The sequence below is a fragment of the Bifidobacterium oedipodis genome, assembly GCF_012932425.1.
Classification (GTDB): domain Bacteria; phylum Actinomycetota; class Actinomycetes; order Actinomycetales; family Bifidobacteriaceae; genus Bifidobacterium; species Bifidobacterium oedipodis.
Genome location: NZ_JAAIII010000004.1, coordinates 85,556 through 102,572 on the forward strand (window position 1 = coordinate 85,556; position 17,017 = coordinate 102,572).

17 protein-coding genes are annotated in these 17,017 nt (G+C 53.7%); 5 read left to right on the top strand and 12 right to left on the bottom strand.

Annotated features, from left to right (window positions below; translation table 11 throughout):
• Positions 1 to 51 precede the first annotated feature (51 nt).
• The 3 genes from G1C95_RS07280 to G1C95_RS07290 all read right to left on the bottom strand — a co-directional run bounded on the left by G1C95_RS07280 (position 52) and on the right by G1C95_RS07290 (position 2,716).
• A complete protein-coding gene (locus tag G1C95_RS07280) occupies positions 52 to 516 on the bottom strand; it encodes a hypothetical protein (RefSeq protein ID WP_169172305.1) in 465 nt (154 codons plus the stop codon).
• A gap of 268 nt (positions 517 to 784) precedes the next feature.
• On the bottom strand, positions 785 to 1,219 hold the full coding sequence (locus G1C95_RS07285) for a hypothetical protein (RefSeq protein ID WP_169172306.1): 435 nt from the start codon (positions 1,217 to 1,219) through the stop codon (positions 785 to 787).
• Positions 1,220 to 1,396: 177 nt separating this feature from the next.
• Positions 1,397 to 2,716 carry a BRO1 domain-containing protein gene (locus tag G1C95_RS07290; RefSeq protein WP_169172307.1) on the bottom strand — a complete coding sequence of 440 codons (1,320 nt, stop codon included), beginning with the start codon at positions 2,714 to 2,716 and terminating at the stop codon, positions 1,397 to 1,399.
• Positions 2,717 to 2,978: 262 nt separating this feature from the next.
• Here G1C95_RS07290 and G1C95_RS07295 point away from each other — a divergent pair, with 262 nt between their 5' ends.
• The 5 genes from G1C95_RS07295 to G1C95_RS07315 all read left to right on the top strand — a co-directional run bounded on the left by G1C95_RS07295 (position 2,979) and on the right by G1C95_RS07315 (position 8,020).
• Positions 2,979 to 4,394 (top strand): MATE family efflux transporter, encoded by a 1,416-nt coding sequence (locus G1C95_RS07295; RefSeq protein ID WP_169172308.1) that lies wholly within the window; start codon positions 2,979 to 2,981, stop codon positions 4,392 to 4,394.
• Positions 4,395 to 4,506: 112 nt separating this feature from the next.
• Complete coding sequence (locus G1C95_RS07300; protein ID WP_169172491.1) at positions 4,507 to 5,142, top strand: MptD family putative ECF transporter S component; 636 nt, start codon at positions 4,507 to 4,509, stop codon at positions 5,140 to 5,142.
• 81 nt (positions 5,143 to 5,223) lie between these two features.
• Complete coding sequence (locus G1C95_RS07305) at positions 5,224 to 5,913, top strand: energy-coupling factor transporter transmembrane component T family protein (RefSeq protein ID WP_169172492.1); 690 nt, start codon at positions 5,224 to 5,226, stop codon at positions 5,911 to 5,913.
• Positions 5,913 to 7,349 (top strand): ABC transporter ATP-binding protein, encoded by a 1,437-nt coding sequence (locus G1C95_RS07310; RefSeq protein ID WP_240947482.1) that lies wholly within the window; start codon positions 5,913 to 5,915, stop codon positions 7,347 to 7,349. The genes G1C95_RS07305 and G1C95_RS07310 overlap by 1 nt, the downstream gene beginning before the upstream one ends.
• Positions 7,349 to 8,020, top strand: coding sequence for a hypothetical protein (locus G1C95_RS07315; protein WP_169172310.1), 672 nt, complete (start codon positions 7,349 to 7,351; stop codon positions 8,018 to 8,020). Before G1C95_RS07310 ends, G1C95_RS07315 begins: the two co-directional genes overlap by 1 nt.
• On the opposite strand, the gene G1C95_RS07320 is transcribed toward G1C95_RS07315, so the two are convergent.
• The 9 genes from G1C95_RS07320 to G1C95_RS07360 all read right to left on the bottom strand — a co-directional run bounded on the left by G1C95_RS07320 (position 8,008) and on the right by G1C95_RS07360 (position 17,017).
• Positions 8,008 to 9,303 (bottom strand): hypothetical protein, encoded by a 1,296-nt coding sequence (locus tag G1C95_RS07320; RefSeq protein WP_169172311.1) that lies wholly within the window; start codon positions 9,301 to 9,303, stop codon positions 8,008 to 8,010. The genes G1C95_RS07315 and G1C95_RS07320 overlap by 13 nt on opposite strands.
• Positions 9,297 to 10,088 carry a response regulator transcription factor gene (locus G1C95_RS07325; protein ID WP_169172312.1) on the bottom strand — a complete coding sequence of 264 codons (792 nt, stop codon included), beginning with the start codon at positions 10,086 to 10,088 and terminating at the stop codon, positions 9,297 to 9,299. Before G1C95_RS07325 ends, G1C95_RS07320 begins: the two co-directional genes overlap by 7 nt.
• A gap of 561 nt (positions 10,089 to 10,649) precedes the next feature.
• Positions 10,650 to 11,960 (bottom strand): hypothetical protein, encoded by a 1,311-nt coding sequence (locus G1C95_RS07330; RefSeq protein WP_169172313.1) that lies wholly within the window; start codon positions 11,958 to 11,960, stop codon positions 10,650 to 10,652.
• Entirely contained in the window at positions 11,953 to 12,774 is an 822-nt protein-coding gene (locus G1C95_RS07335) for an ABC transporter ATP-binding protein (RefSeq protein WP_169172314.1), read from the bottom strand. The genes G1C95_RS07330 and G1C95_RS07335 overlap by 8 nt, the downstream gene beginning before the upstream one ends.
• 131 nt (positions 12,775 to 12,905) lie before the next feature.
• Entirely contained in the window at positions 12,906 to 14,507 is a 1,602-nt protein-coding gene (locus G1C95_RS07340; RefSeq protein ID WP_169172315.1) for an ABC-F family ATP-binding cassette domain-containing protein, read from the bottom strand.
• Positions 14,508 to 14,705: 198 nt separating this feature from the next.
• Positions 14,706 to 15,359 carry a GNAT family N-acetyltransferase gene (locus tag G1C95_RS07345; RefSeq protein ID WP_169172316.1) on the bottom strand — a complete coding sequence of 218 codons (654 nt, stop codon included), beginning with the start codon at positions 15,357 to 15,359 and terminating at the stop codon, positions 14,706 to 14,708.
• 138 nt (positions 15,360 to 15,497) lie between these two features.
• A complete protein-coding gene (locus tag G1C95_RS07350) occupies positions 15,498 to 15,854 on the bottom strand; it encodes a HepT-like ribonuclease domain-containing protein (protein ID WP_169172317.1) in 357 nt (118 codons plus the stop codon).
• Positions 15,854 to 16,180: a nucleotidyltransferase family protein gene (locus G1C95_RS07355; RefSeq protein WP_169172318.1), complete on the bottom strand. Its 327-nt coding sequence runs from the start codon at positions 16,178 to 16,180 to the stop codon at positions 15,854 to 15,856. Before G1C95_RS07355 ends, G1C95_RS07350 begins: the two co-directional genes overlap by 1 nt.
• Before the next feature lie 84 nt (positions 16,181 to 16,264).
• Complete coding sequence (locus tag G1C95_RS07360; RefSeq protein ID WP_169172493.1) at positions 16,265 to 17,017, bottom strand: carboxymuconolactone decarboxylase family protein; 753 nt, start codon at positions 17,015 to 17,017, stop codon at positions 16,265 to 16,267.

Genomic DNA, 17,017 nt, shown 5'->3' on the forward strand with positions numbered 1-17,017 from the left:
TATGGTGCTGTATAACGATCAATGGTTATGCAGCACCAAATACTCCACTCATCAAGCTGGAATACGACGCTTGGCAACGAACAGCCAAATGGAACCGATAAGCGCGACGACGATAGCAGCGAACATCAGATAATAGCTGATGCCCCAAGAGTAGTTGCCAGAAGGCACTACTCCCCGAGCAGAGAAATCGAAGTTTTGAGCGAGGAATGCCAAACCTGCCAAGATATCGAAGATCATGGCGGCAATTGGCTTTCGCAGCGCCGCGAACAGCAGTGTCAGCACAGCGAACAGCACGATTGCCATAGTAACAACCAACGTGACATAAGCTTGTGAACTGGCAACGTATTGGCCGGCGTTATCCATATAGACACGTGTGAAGGTGACCATGGACGGTTTGCTCATATCAGTGCCAATCGCCTGGGATACTGCTTCCACGCCGGAACCGTCCTTTGCGACGGCATACGGCAGGAACGCCGATGCCAACATCAGAGCCGCACCGATCAATGGACAATCCAAGGCGCAATCAACACCTTATTATTACTTGAATCCTTCATTGTTTTTCTCCCCGCGCCACGCCTATTCGGCATGCGCGCATATGCCTTATGTGACGACTCACACTGTATGCACGCACACCGCAGGTAAATTCAGTCATCAACTGAAATTTACGCAGTTCGCCGCAGGCGACAACCGATAATTCTTGATTTCAAGAACTTAAAACAGCCATCACAAAGACTAACCCTGCTCATCAATGACGAGCAGGGTCTTAATGCTATGTTGCTCCTATTTATTCCAGGGCAGCATCGAATGCACTGTTATACAGTTTCTGCGTTCGCTCTTGCAGACGCTTTAACTTGCTTTTCCTATCTTTGCCGGAATCCTTACCGAACAGCTCAAGTGCCGCGCGAATCTTACTGACTTCCCGTTGCCAATCTTCTATTGGGGCATCATTGGAGAGCTCTGCGGAATGTGTGGAAATGAGTCGTTCCACAGATTCAAGTTGCGACTCAATTACTTGGGCAGGTGTTGCCCGCTTCGGTAACGGTAATTTGCTAGCAGCATGAGACAACTTATCTGCAATATGTTGTTGCTCAACAAAAGCTGCTGCTTTAGACCATGTCTCAGGACGAACAGCGGCATCGACAACAGCAGGCACAACAGCCCCTGCAATCGCAGTCGCGGCACCTTTCATCAAGCCACCTTTCTTTCCTGACGCCATCATCTCTCCTATCCCTCGGTAAGCAAATCATCTCTTAAGTCATTATATGAAGAACCGAGTCCGTTGGAATTACAACACTTCACGTTTCCGATGTACAGGTTTTCATGACACACAGTAAGACACCTACAAACGGCAAATTAACGGCGTAAACCGACCTCCGTAGGTGTTGCAAACCATATTTCAGCGCTTGAATAGGCCACCCAGCTTCTTGGAAAGATCTTCTACACCACCGCCGATATTTTTTATGGCGGCACCTGCGCCCTCGCTCACTGCTGCGGCACCTTTGCCAAGTGCTTGGCCGGCTTCTCCTCCAAGTCGCAAAGCTTCACTGCCTAATTGTTGCGTTCCAGCGCTAATCGTTTGGCCGGTGGCAACACCTAGGTTCAACGCATTCTCGCCAAACTGCTTGGCACCAGACTCCAACTGGCGAGCGCCGTCAGATATCAATTGCCCGGCGGCATCAGCCCATCGCGGGGCCATTGCAATGGTTACGCGTTCTGATTCAACTCCGATTGATAATGCGAAACGTGCGATTTGTTCGGTTGACGTATCCAACATTTTGAGCGCGTTGGTCACTGACAGAGGATGGAAAACCTTTTGTTTGCGAATGGCATTCGCGGATTGCTCAATACTCGTGTTCAGCTGGAGCAGTTTGGTTTCGATGTCTTTCAGGCGGCGCTTGCGCGCAGCGATTATGCCTTCTCTATGCTGCGATACGTTCTGTGGTTCTTCGGCCATTACGCGATCTAGCTCCAGCACATACAGCTTGTCTTGCAATTGCACTGCATTCCCGAGTATGGACATCCATTCAGTTGCATCGGCATACAGCTGCTTCGCCACTTTTTCGGCTTCGGCTGCATCATGGGTTTCGCGTAGTTTCTTGGCTAATCCTTCGATTTTCAAGAGTGCGTAGCTTTGCGCACGTGCCACATCCTGTGGGCAACCGGCAATTTTTGACCATGCGGTTTCACTGACCGTGCCTACCTGATCGCGGATCATCATGGTTTCGTTAACCATATGAGCCACGCCTACGAGATTGGCGATTGACTGGTCTTTCTGATCCTGCAGTAAATCATCAATTTTCTTGTCGATGGATTTCAGATAGTCCGTAATCTCTTCAATGGCCTGTTCCAAGGCCATCTGCGTCATCATTCCGGCGATACCGGTTAGCATGTCGGGATTGGCCAATGATTTGACTTTGCTGAGATCCTCAAATTTGATGTATTGAACTATTTTGCCGTTGCTTCGACGGATAACGCCAGTACCGGTTGAACCATATTGTTTGACGAGCTTTGCCGATTCTTCGGTCATTTTCACCCATCGGCCGCTTTGGCTCATGGCATCGGCAAGTAAGCCTGCCCCTTTGCCTGCTGATTGGAGAGTTTGCTTTTTGATTGCCCGTGAATCGAGGTTCTTGTTTTCTAGCAAATGGTCGATCTCGGCATTGTCTCCGAGAATCAGAAAGCCCTGCTCATCTTCGATGATCTGAATCTCGTTCACAGAAAACCGCACCTTTCTTTACTGCAACACAACCATTGGTATTGCTGCTTGCCCAAGCATCGTTCTCTCAAGCTCCATCGTTTAAGAATCATTATAAAGACTGTCTAATCAAGAATCACTGCTGGGAACTACCCATCTTTGTTACGTTATCGGCGTTGTTTTGTTAGTGGCTGCAATAGGATGAACGAGGTTATGGCGCGCAGTATGGCAGTATTGCAGCAGCGCGTCAGCACAGCACAGTATGTCGGAGAGTGGGAAGCAGATGTCGCTATCGCAGAAGACAACGAATTCACGTCAAACGTCGCAATCACAGACGGGCGACGGTGCGCAGACCAGCCGACGAGGCAACGATGTGCTGGGTTCCAAGCCAATCGCCCCGTTGGTCGCATCATTGGCCCTGCCGGCGGTGGTGGCGCAGGCATGTAACGCAATGTATACGATCGTTGACCGACTGTTTTTAGCGCATATTCCCGAAATCGGCGATCAGGCGATGACCGGCGTAGGCATTTGTTTCCCAATCACCTTGGCAATTTCTGCCTTCGCCATGCTGGTGGGTATGGGTGGCGCTCCCCTAGCATCCATCGAACTGGGGCGAGGCAACCGGAAGAATGCCGAGCAGTTGCTTGGCACATCAGTGGCGATGCTGTTGGCACTTGGCATCGTCATCCCCACGTTGCTGCAAGTGACCAAAACGCCGATTCTCAACGCTTTCGGCGCTTCCGAGGCGACGCTGCCTTATGCCGAGGATTTTCTCGGCATCTATCTGACCGGCTCAATCTGTGTGATGTTTGCCCTCGGCCTTAACACCTTCATCACCGCGCAGGGCCGTGCTCTGGTGGCGATGGGCTCGGTGCTCATCGGCGCATTGAGTTCGCTCGCCCTGGACCCGTTGTTCATTTTCGTTTTCGGCATGGGTGTCAAAGGTGCCGCGTTGGCCAATGTGCTGGCGCAGAGCTTCTCAGCCATCTGGGTGCTCGCATTCCTGACCTCCGATCGCGGTTCGATACGTTTGCGCGGCCGCTATCTGCGGTTCACCCGGCAGCTGGCCCCCATGCTGCTGCTCGGCTTCTCCCCGTTCATCATGCAAATTACCGAATCAGTAATCCAAGTGGTGTTCAACGCATCACTGGAACGGTATGGCGGCGATGATTATGTGGCGACCATGACCATCATGCTTAGTCTTATGCAATTGATCTTTATTTTCTCGCAAGGTATTTCGCAGGGCTTGCAGCCGGTGATCGGCTACAACTATGGCGCGAAACTGTATGATCGCGTGCGCACTGCTTATCGCGGTACGATGATCGTGCAGGTGGCCATCAACTGCACGATGACCACGCTGTTCGCACTTTTCGCCCAGTATCTGGCTGGATTGTTCTCCTCCGATCCCACGATTATCGGCATTGTGGAGCACACGCTGCCATGGTTCGTATGCGGCATGGGCGTGTTCGGCGTGCAGAACATCGTGCAATGCGCGTTCGTTGGCATGGGCCAAGCCAAGCCTTCGCTGTTTTTGGCGATTTTCCGCAAAATCATTTTGCTTGTTCCCTTGGCATTTCTGCTGCCCACGCTGGGATTGGGCACCACGGGCGTATTTCTCGCCGAACCGATTTCCGACGCGACTTCCGCCCTTGTGGCAGGCTTGTTGTTCCATCACAGCGTCAAGCGTCTGCTGAAGTAAAAACTGTTTTTCTTCGCCAAGGGTATTGTTTTTCGACGCTTCCGCCGATACATTGAAAACGACGATTCATTGTATTAACGGAGTATTCATGACCAAGCAGACCCCCAATGCCATGCCGCAGCAACCGACCGTTGAGGCCACCACACCGAGCACCGGCCGTGCGAAACTGGCAACCGCCGATCTCATCACCATCGGCGTGTTCACCGCCTTGTATTTCGTAATGGTATGTGTGGCCACGCTGGCCAGCACCCTGTTCACTGGCGGTTTTGGCTCGATCTTCCTGCCGGCGATTGCCGCGCTGATTTCCGGCTGCGTGTGGATGCTCATGGTTGCACGTACCGGCAAATTCGGTGGCATCACCGTGATGGGCGTGGTCATTGGCCTGTTTCTGTTCGTTTCCGGCCACTTCATGTTGTCTTTCGTGGCCAGCATCGTATTCCCTGTCATCGCCGACCTGATCGCACGCATCGGCCATTACAAGAACAAGGCGCTGCTGCTGGTCAGCTACGTGGTGTTCTCCTACGGACTGACCGGCCCTATTCTGCCCCTGTGGTTCATGAAGGACGCCTACGTGGCAAGCCTTGAGGCGCGCGGCAAGGATGCGGCGTATATTGATGGCGTGTTCGCCAATATCAACACCGGCACCTTCTTCCTGTCGATGGGCGCGATTCTGGTGTGCGCGGTTATCGGCGGCTGGTTCGGCCAAAGGATGATGCGCAAGCACTTCATCAAGGCCGGCATCGCCTGATGCCTGACATCATGCATCTTCTTGTCTTCACAGCTTTCGGCCAAACGTCCGGAGGATGCTTTGAATAGCGTATGCGGGCGAATCCGGAACCTTGATCCGCGCACCAAACTGGTACTGCTGATATTGGCTAATCTCATGCTGTTCTTCCATGTCGCCGTATCCACGCAGGCCGTTATGGTTGTGCTGTTTCTGCTGCCCTTGGTTGCGGCCGGCCGATGGCGTATGGCGTTGAAATTCGCCGTTGTCTATGCTGTGCTCACCGCGCTTGGTTTCCTTGACCCAGAATTTCTGGGAATGCCGTGGCTGCATGTGGTTTCGGCTCTCGCGGTGGGCGCAAATATGATGCTTCCCTGTTTCATCACCGGCGCGTACGCATTCTCCACCACGTCGCCCAGCGCATTCATTTGCGCCATGCGGCGCATTCACATGCCGGAGGCTGTGGTGATTCCCTGCGTGGTGGTGATTCGTTTCTTTCCCACGGTTGCGCAGGATTATCGGCAGATTCGTGCGGCCATGGCTTTGCGCGGTATCGCCTCCGGTGGCTGGGGTATGCTGCGGCATCCAGCGCAGTCGCTGGAATATATTCTGATTCCGTTGCTGATGAACGCCACCAATGTGGCGCAGGATTTGTCGGTGGCCGCGCTGACCAAAGGATTGGGCCGGGCAGGCGCGCATACTTCGCGTACCCGCATTCACATGACGCCGATTGACTGGCTGACGATTGTGGTATGCACAGTTCCATTGGCGTTGGATATCGCGGGGGTGATCTGATGAACAACGACGATCCAACGATTCGCTCGCAGCATGTCGAGTTCACCTACGATGGTGCGGTCGAACCTGCCGTGCACGATACCAGCCTTGCCGTGGAGCCTGGCGAATGCGTGGTGTTGTGTGGGGCAAGCGGCTGTGGAAAAACCACGTATACACGCATTATCAACGCACTGGTTCCCTCGTTTTTCCACGGTGCATTCTCTGGCCGGCAATATACCTGCGGACTGGATACCGCGGGCATCAGCATCGACCAACTGACTCCGCTGGTCGGCAGCGTGTTCCAGAATCCCAAAACCCAGTATTTCAATGCAAACACCACCGACGAGCTTGCGTTTCCTGCGGAAAACATGGGATATACGCCAGAGGAAATCAACCGGCGTATTGGTGAGGTCTGTGAGCGTTTCGGCATTGCTCATCTTATGGATCGCAGCATCTTCCGTCTTTCCGGCGGGCAAAAGCAGCGTATCGCCATGGCTGCCGCAGTGGTGCTTTCGCCCAAACTGGTGGTGTTGGATGAGCCGACCAGCAATCTTGACGCCGCAGCCATTGCCGATATGCGTCAGATGATTGAGGAATTGAAAGCGCAGGGCATGACCGTTGTGATCGCCGAGCACCGGTTGGCGTGGCTGAATGGTGTGGCCGACCGGTATGTGGTGTTTGACGGCGGCCGGATTGTGCAGGATTATGCCGCCGAGGAGTTCCTGAGCTTGGGTGCCGGCTGTATTGCCGCAATGGGGTTGCGCGCATTGGATCTGGAACCATACCGTGCGAAAATCCGCTTGTTGGATCAGCCGGTGGAATCCTCTGACGCCGTGGTGCGTACGCGCGGATTGCGCATTGGATACCGTGGGCGGGAGGCGTTCGCTCGGCCAGTGCCCGATATGGCATTCCATGCCGGTCAGATTGTGGGGGTTATGGGCGGCAACGGGTGCGGCAAAAGCACCCTGGTGCGTACACTTACCGGTTTGATCGAGCCTCTGGCTGGTGCAGTCGAGTTGCATGGCAAGCCTGCTAAGCCGCATGATCTGACCCGTGCGGGATTCATGGTGATGCAGGACGTGAACTATCAGCTGTTCTCCGATGGGGTGCGCGACGAACTGCTGATCGGTTTGGATGATACGAACCCGCAGATCGTCGATCAAGCGAACAAGGTGTTGGCTTCACTGGATCTGGCACCGTTCGCCGAACGGCATCCGATGAGCTTGTCGGGCGGGCAGAAGCAGCGTGTGGCCATCGCTTCGGCGCTGATGAGCGGCAAGGAATTCATTGTGTTGGACGAGCCGACCAGCGGGCTTGACCGCTTCCATATGGAACAGGTCGGCAGATTGTTGCGCCAACTGGCGGATCAAGGCAAGGCCATCGCCGTGGTCACCCATGATGAAGAGCTGGCCGCCGGCTGGTGCGATCGCATCATCAATCTGGAAAGGAGTCTGTAATGGCAAATACAAACAATGTTTTCAACACCGAGGAATGGTGCGGCGAATGGGAGAGTTTCGAGCACTATATCGAGTCAAAGGATCGTCTGATTGATGATGCATGGGGCAAAGCCGAGCAGGCGGTTCTGTCAAATCCACGAATGGCGCCCATGGCAGCTCGCGGCATACGCGCATTCTGGGCCATGGCCTGCACCACCACCAGTCCCGAAAACACCGCACGCATCGGTTCCATGGTTATCGCCGACAGCCCGCATACCGGCCAGGCAGATGATGATGGAACCGATGACGTCCGCATACGAATCGTGTGGAAGGGCGAAGACGGCTCAACACTTGCCGAACATGATTATCATTGCGATCACGTTATGGCGAAGGGACTTGAGGGTGCTCCCACGTTCGTATTCGAAGCCGTAGATGGCTTGTCGCATAATGACCCGTTCCATTGGTTGCTTGCCATCGCTCCCCTGCCGAAACGTGCCGAATTCTCTGCCAACGGCGGATTGCTTAGCCATTTCCATTTCCAGTACGCCAGTGATCTTGCCACGCTGATTCAACGCGATGAACAAGGGGCGGAACGCCTGCTCAACCAGCGTTGGTATGCCACAATGTGCGCCTGCGAGGGCACGTCGGCCGATCGTGCCGCCATAGTCCTCGCCTTGCATCACGCCGGCTGAGCCCGCGTCTCGGCGTGATGCAACGGAATTTCCACTCGTATCACCCATTCCATTGCATTCGTGGACTCACTGGGAGTCTCTTCGCCATGCTTGTTGGCTGACGGGCTGAACTCTATTGGCTCCTTGTCATAGCGCAGTGATCCGCCAATGGAATTAAGGGCATGTTTAAAACGGTTAAGCCCACTGCCATCACCGTTATGCTGCGATGGGGAATGAGTGTTAGCGCATACGTTCGTTGATTCGATAACAAGATTATTGTTTTGGGTGGCGATATGCATATCATAACCGCATGCAGGATCGGCATATTTCATAATATTCACATAGAGTTCCTCCAAAATATCGGAGCATACATTCGCGATTGTTTGATCAGGACCATAACCGAACACATGGAATGAAGTGCAGCCATAGCATCCCATATGATGCAATCGTTCATCCTGTTTGGAGGCATAGTCGCGAAGTTGCTCAAACCAATCATCCGGCGCATTCTGTATCGCGAGTTGATCGTCAATATTCCGTAAGGAGTCATTCTTCGTGTATTCCAAAGATTCAATGGCATGATGCGCTTCGTTCAAAACATCCTGAGCCATGGATTGCATGCTACGGATTGATGCCTTTGTTGGGCTTTCGTTCTCATCCATAAGCATCAATTCCATGTCGGCGATGAGTATCGATAATTTGTTGGTTACCGATTCATGCAACTGCGCAGCCACCGACATGCGAACACTGAGATCTTGGATTTCATCTTCGACTGTGGATAGGCTCGACTCTACAGCAACACGCTTTTCCTGCAAGCAAACCAGTAAGCCAATGCAAAGAGCAACTACAGCACAGAGCAGTTCCGATACGATCTGCCAAGCACCAATACCCTGCCAAATCATCCCAATGCAATTGAACAACAGTAGTATTCCGGCAATAAGCGATGGCATTCCACCCATCGTTCCTATAACAAATAACCCAAAAACAGATGCCAACAGCATCATTGCGGGTATGAATGGAACTGAAATAGGCCGCAATCCCACAAAATACAGTATCGTATTGCACGCATCAACGCATATGGGAGCAAGATTAATGCAGCTCCCCAACACGAGACATGTCCACGCGCCAAACATAGGAACCATTCCTATGGACAGCACAGACATCACACACAATGCCCCGACAAAAGGTGCGTGCGCAGGATAGACAACTAATCTATTGAGTTCAACAACGCAATCAATGGCAATGCATGCCGCTATAAACAACGAAACAATGAAATATGCGAAAGAGTTGCGCTCATTCCTTACCACAGGCTTTTCCTTATGCACATCGCGATGGCCTGCGACCTTGTTTTTGCCCCCAGCTTGCTCATCGCTCGTTTTTCGAAGGTATGCACGGTAGAGACTCGAACGTTAAGCAGTGATGCGATTTCCCCGGCATTGGCACCTTCTGCGTACAAACGCATGGTTCTTAGTTCACGTGGAGATAAATCTCCCTTTGCCCGCAGCAACGGCGCTGCACCATTGCCACGCGCAACCTGCCGATTCGCCTCCGCAACATCATCGAACACCACCATGCTGCCCGGTCGTTGCGTGGCAACACCGATGGCACCATTGCTGATAGCCGTTCGGATACCGTCGAAATCAGTTTTCGACACCAGCGCTTGAGCGCCATGATTGCTGGCATCCTCCTCATACAAGGCCAAGGAATACGACGTGACGCACACCAACGCGACATTGGAAGCATGGTGCCGAATCTTCGTGCATAATTCAAGCCCTGACATGTCTTCCATGGCCATATCCACAACCAAAACTTGCGGACAGGTAGACGGCACCATGCATCGTCTCACCGCAACCATTCCCAACGTACTGCCCCACAGCACGCAAATGCCATTGGTCGCTCCCAGCACCATAGATAAGGCACGCAACGACAGACGATCATTGTCCACAACACCGATGGAAATATCACCCGCCATGGCGCTCCTCCTCTCCTGTTCCCCAACGAACTTCAGCACCAGTTCAACACCATCACGACTAGTGTAGTCTCGCCAGGCAGCGAGCACCTGACCGTGTTCTCCCCCAACAATAAACAACAATGATGGAGGCCATCAGCATAACAATGAGCCTTACACTGATGTGATCATTGAGGTTGGAGGGAAGAACGGAAAACCCAATCGATCTGATTTGCAACCCAGAAGTACTCAACAGAACAACAACAAGCGCTCCACTGCATAACGGACCGTTAATTCCCATACAAGACGACAATGCCAATGCCAACAGAGCGCCAGTCGCAACAAATAATGATGCAAAAACACAGCTGTATGCCGTATCCACGCTAGGTTTCAACAACCAGCTCAGCCATGGGGTCAAGTATGCATAGAGCAGCAATCCCACAGCCGATAATATGCTGTATCCAACTAACTTCTTTTCGCCCAAAGCATCTACGCTACTCATGCGTGGGATAAGCGACCACGCTTGTATATGCGCGATGATAATAAGAGCAAACATTCGCAGTGAAACGATAATCGTTTCATTGGCGTGTTGTCCGCTTCCCAAATTTAGGGAAATGTCCATAAAAGGCAGAGCAGCTAGCGCACCACAACATGAGGAAATCATCAAAGCTTTCCGATGACGCCCTTGCAACCAATGAAGTATGTTCATATGCCACTCTCTGCCGTCAAAGAACACCGCTGAATCTCATTCCTATGGTTTTCATACCATTCGGTGAAATCACCAGCCTCCTTACGATTTGATAATATCCGGGACATTGTGACACGCAATTTCACAGCATTATTCAAGCCCTCTTCCCCATTCGCGCATTCATTCATTCCAGAAAACTCAATTGCAAGATCCTCGATGATTGACTGCTTATACGCAGCTTCATTATCTACGACAACATCACTCAGCGTTATCATTCTGCTGTTAATCGCCTCGCTGCTTACTCCAAGCACAGTACTGAGGTCACGGCCTTCCAGACCAAGCCCCACCAATGTTATATCCTCATCCTGAGGGAATAAGGCATATGCCTTGCGCCCAACAACTAATGCCGGCTTGAGCGCACGACGGTAGGGAGCCGCCACACAGACAGTTACCCGGCCCGCCGATTCACAGGTCGCACGCATCATCCAATCCATTGCCACCAGCTGCGGCTGCATCATGACCATGATGATGCCCAACACTGTGGGTGGCACAAACCAAACAAACCAACGCACATCGCCACGATTACGCGGCATTACTGTTCCCCGATGCACGGATATGCATGCCATACATAATGAGAACCCCAGCATTGCAAATAGCACCATTCTGGCCCAAGCAGTTCCGGGATGAGAACGTTCACCAACGAAAGGGAAACCAAGCTGCCACACCGGCGCTATCGACAGCATCGAAAAGCCCGCAATGCTATTGCTCAACACAATGGGTATCCCGATAAGCGCATTTGCAACGCATATTGCCAGCACCGGCGATAACGGATGCTGCGATATGAGACCAATGAAGAATCCCACCGCCGGCCAACAAGCAATATTGCAGACGACCGCGAACAATGGCAGCATGTCGGGCACCCCGCCAATAGCGTCAGAACCAGTAACCATGATGGATGGCAACATACCAACTGCATAAGCAACGACATTCGCCGCCGCCAGCAGACCAAGCGCACGCCCCACAGTCTCGACTGACGAACGACACGACACTGGAGGAGCGATAACCGAATGTTCGCCACATTGCCTTGCCTGCAGCGCGCCGAAAAACGCCCCGGACATTGCAGCGCCAATCTGTGCATCGCGAACATGCACTTCCAGTCCATTCCAAGTAATCGGCGGCCATGCGACGTTGACATCCGAAAGCACATAGGCGCTAACAGCCGTCAACAGCATCATGATGGTGACTTGTTGCAATCTAAGAGGATGCCAGAATGACATATGCTGTTTCGGCCGTCCAGCGAAGGACAGTTTCCTGATTGAATCACCCATGTCTCATATTTCCCCTCAACGGGCGATTATCAGACACGCAACGCAGCACCGACTCATAACAATCCTCAAGGCTTGCAGAATCCAGATTTGTAGAATCCCCTGGTTTTGCAGAAGAGCATTGTTCAAAATCCTCGATGGAGCCATCAAAGATTAGTCGACCGTTATTGAGCACCAACACGTTGGAAGCGACGCCTTCCATTTCCTCAATCATGTGTGTGCTGAGCAGCACAGTCGCATGCCGCCCATAATCGCTGAGTATGTGTTTGAACATTTTGCGCTGCAGTGGGTCGATTCCGGCCGTGGGCTCATCCAATACCAGCAAACGTGGATTGTGCACCGTGGTGCAGGCAAGACCTACACGTTGACGCACCCCGCCGGATAACTGTTGCACTTTTCTCATTGCATAGTCATGCAGCCCAAACCGATTGATTGCGTTATCGGCGCAACGGGAACATTGTTTGCTCGCAATGCCCCTGGCCCATGCGGCGTATTCGATATTGGTGCGAACAGTCTCTCCCTCCATCATGTCGAATGACTGAGGCATATATCCAATAGTGCGCCTGACCTGTTCAAGCCGGGCAGACGAATCAATTGTCTTGCCGTCGAAATACAGGCATCCGCTCGAGGGAGACGCCAGCGTGGTCAGCAGACGAATCAATGTGGTCTTACCGGCGCCATTGGGCCCCAACAGCGCCGTGATTCCTGGCCGAAGCCCAAATGAAACATGGGAAAGTGCGCACTGCTCTCCCCTGCGAAAACGCGAATATCGAAAAGAGACATCGTCTACCCGCACAGCGGGCGCTGATGATTGCATCGCAGTCTCCTTTGATTGGATATACCGACGCAATCATTGTTGGCGATCAAAGGAGACAGTGCAAGCATCCGTCCCTATTCTGGGGACACTACTGTTACGACGACTGCTTGTTACGACAGGTGCCGTGCCGCTTATTCCTCGGCGACGAGCTCCAAGTAGGAGTCGTTCCACAGATCCTCGTCGCCATCGGGCATCAGCAGCACACGTTCGGGGTTCAACGCCTGCACGGCACCCTCATCGTGGGTGACGAGCACGATTGCACCCTCATACTTGGCTATGGCCTTCAGGATCTCCTCGCGCGAGGCAGGGTCAAGGTTGTTGGTCGGCTCATCAAGCAACAACACGTTGGCACGCGAAGTCACCAAAGTGGCCAACGCCAAGCGGGTTTTCTCACCGCCGGAAAGCACGCGCGCCGGTTTCATCGCGTCATCGCCGGAGAACAGGAACGAGCCGAGAATCGAACGCGCCTGCGTATTGTCGAGTTCGGGAGCGACGTGCTGCAGGTTCTCCAGCACGGTGGCGTTCAGATCCAAGGTGTCGTGTTCCTGGGCGAAATAGCCGATTTTGCAGCCATGACCATAGTCCACCGAACCGGTGTCCGGCTCTTCGATATGCGCCAAGAGGCGAAGCGTTGTGGTTTTGCCGGCACCGTTGTAGCCGAGAATCACCACACGCGATCCCTTGTCAATGGCCAGATTCACGCCGGCGAACACGATGTTGGAACCGTAGGCCTTGGAGATGTCCTTGGCCATGATGGGCGTGCGTCCGCAGGGCGCGGGCTCGGGAAAACGGATATCCGCCACCTTCTCCGCCTTCTGCGCCTCCGAGGTTTCGCTGAGCAGGCGTTCGGCGCGACGCATCATGTTCTGCGCGGCTACGGCCTTGGTGGCCTTGGCATGCAGGCGGATGCCCTGCTGCATCAGGCGTTCGGCCTTCTTCTCAGCCACTTCGCGCTCACGGCGACGACGTTCCTCATCCACCACGCGCTGATGCAGGTACGCCTTCCAACCGAGCGAATACATATCGATCTGGCCGCGCTGTGCGTCCAGATGCCACACCTTGTTTACCACTTCATCCAACAGTTCGGTGGAGTGGGAGATCACGAGGAAGCCGCCCTCATATTTCTTCAGGTAGCCGCGCAGCCATTCGATGGAGTCGGCATCCAAATGGTTGGTCGGCTCATCGAGAATCAAGGTGTCTGCGTCGGAGAACAGGATGCGCGCCAATTCGATACGACGGCGCTGACCGCCGGAAAGCGTGCCGAGCGGCTGCGACATAACTTCCTGCGGCAATCCAAGCGACGCGGCCATGGCCGTAGCCTCGGATTGGGCCGCGTAACCGCCGGCCTTGTCGAATTCCTGCATGATCTTGTCGTAGCGGTTCATCGCGCGAGTCATCACGTCCGGATCCGGATCGGTCATTTCCTTCTCGCATTTGCGCATACGCGAGATGATGGTGGCGATATCGCGGGCGCTCATCATGCGATCGAGTGCGGTCTGTTCGGGGTCGGCGGCGTGCGTATCCTGCGGCAGGTATCCCAGTTTGCCGGAGACGCGCACTTTACCGGCGGCGGGCAGCATATCACCGGTGATTACACGGGTCAGTGTTGTTTTGCCGGCACCGTTGCGGCCAACCAGACCGATTTTGTCACCTTTGGATACGTGAAAGTCGGTGGGGTTGAGCAGCGTGCGAGCGCCAATCTGAATTTCCAAGCCCTGCGCCTCAATGGCCATGCCTACGCCACCTATCTCTTTCTTATTCGCGGTTGTTCGTTTCCACTATTGCATCCCGCACAGGCGTGCGGCGACGGAAGTCCAAAGAAATAGTGTAACAAGAGCCCCGCCAACCGTTTTTTCACGTTTATTCGTGTGATGTGGCGGGGCATTATCTGGGATTCCTCGACTTCGCTCGGAATGACGAGGAATAGTGAATCAGCGAATCGTGATTTCGTGCGCGATCTTGCCGGTGTAGATGAAGAACGTCGGTGGTTCGCTGCCGTAGCAGTCGCCTGGTTTCATTTCCAGTGGCAGTGCTCCCTTTTGTTCCAGTCCGCGATGCTCATAGAACGTGTAATCGCAGGTGGTGTCCGTGTATAGGAAGTATTCGTCGATGGCGTTTGCTGTGAAATGCTCCATCACGGTGCCGAACAGGCGTTTGCCAAGACCATGCCCACGTGCAGCCGGTGCCAGCACGAACAGCACCACTTCGGCCTTGAACGGTCCGGCCTCGCGCAGCAGCTGATCATCCACGCGGGCGATGCGCATGAACTCGTCAAGAGCGCGACGTCCAGCCTCGTCAGTCAGCAATGTCATGGCTGCACCGGCCGCCTTCGCGCTATGGCGCAATGTGCTGGTCTTTGAAGTGTGCGCGGTGATGCTGGCAAGAATGAAGCCCACGATCTCGCCGTCCAGTTCGGCCACCTTTGCGAAGGTGGTGCGTGCCAAGCAGTGCTCTACATCGATGCGCGACAGCGCAGCTCCGACCCGGGGCTCATAATTCGCATACCACATGTCACAAGTAAGCTGTTCGATGCTGGGCAGGTCGCTGCGGCGCATGGTATGAATGGTAGGTGTCGATTCTTTCATACCATCCATCCTGACGGTCGGCTTCGACCTTTGCCCACGAGTCCTAGCATTCCCTGATTTTCCCCTGAAAATCCCCGTAACAGCCACTGAACTCACGTGCGCCACTGCATGTTGTGTCCATGAACCAAGACGGGAATCTCAAGTGAGCTGATGAACGAGGCAATAATCCCGGATTATTTGGATGACATGAGGGAAGTCTGTCATCACGGTGTCGTAGAGCACATCCCATTCCACCTCGCCATACTCGTGGACAATAACATTGCGTAAGCCGCGAAGTTCCTTCCAAGGAACCTGGCTCAGGTTATTCGTGGTTTCATCGGTCAACTTCTTGGCGCATTCCTGCGCCTGTTCGATTTCCTTGGCGGCTGAATTGCGGTCTCGACGGCTGGCGGCCAATTGTTCGGCGGTTTCAAACTGCGAGACATCTTCATATGCGTATTCAAGGTGCTCAAGCAATTCAAGCAACAACAGTTCATCCCGTGAAACGGCAGTCATCAGATCACCCGCTTCATATCATCTTTGATGGCATCGTAGAAACGGCGGCCCGAAGGAGAATGTTCGGCATTGAACAGCATTGAACGTAACGAAAGAAGCGACACTTCTTTGCCGAGTCTACGTTCCAAATTGTCTTTCAGGGAAAGAATCGTTCCTGCCGTGGCTTTTTCCCCGGGAGACAGTCTGTAGATGAGATCCACATCGGAATCGGCATTGTTATCGCCGCGCGAGATTGAACCGTAAACGTACATTTCTCCGACACCATGCGCGCGCGCAACGGGTTCTGCAGCCTTACGCACGTCTTCAATGGTCAGAATGTCACTCATGAGAACCATCATACCGTTTGCGGTACGGAGTCGAGAATCACGCCTAGTGAAAGATTCTTCGACTCCGTACCACGGGTATCTACGTTATTCCTTGGTGACTTTGTCGACGCAGGATAGGGCGTTGAGGGTGCGGGGATAGCCGATGTAGGGCATGATCTGCGAGATGAAGGCAATGATGAACTCCTTGGAGTTGCCCACATGCAGATTGCCCCGGATATGTCCCATGAGCTGCGGTTCGCAACCGCCCTGCGCGGCAATGAAGCAGGCAGTGATCATCTCACGCTCGCGGTCGTCGAGGCCACCACGCGTGTAATAGTCGCCAAAGCAGTTGTCGACCAGCCACTGGCGGATATGCATGGTTTCGGCGGGTTCGGTGTGCGCGAAACCGCGCATGTGCTCACCGAAGAGACGAATCTGCGTCTCTTCGCCCGCCGATTCGCGGGTTTCGGTTGTAACCGTGCCTTGCGGTGCCAACGGGGTCGCAATACCACGCTCGTGCAACGCCTCGTTCGCGGCTTTCAGGAATGGCAGGGTGCGGCCGAAGCCCAGATACGCCGTGCCTTGATAGACGATCTCCTTAATTTGCACTGGAGTCACGCCGGAATCCAAGGCGACCGGCACCATCATCGAGAACGCGTCCACTCCCTGGCATCCCATCAGTGCGGCCAGAATAGCCATTGACCGACGAGCATCAGTCAAATCGGGATGGTTTGCACCTTGAGCCTCGATTACTTCGCCATACGCGAACTTCGAGAACAGGTCGATGAATTCGGGATCGCTCTGCTCCAGCGTCTGGCTACCGTCAGAAAAGAAATTCCCATTCTTCTTACCGAACAT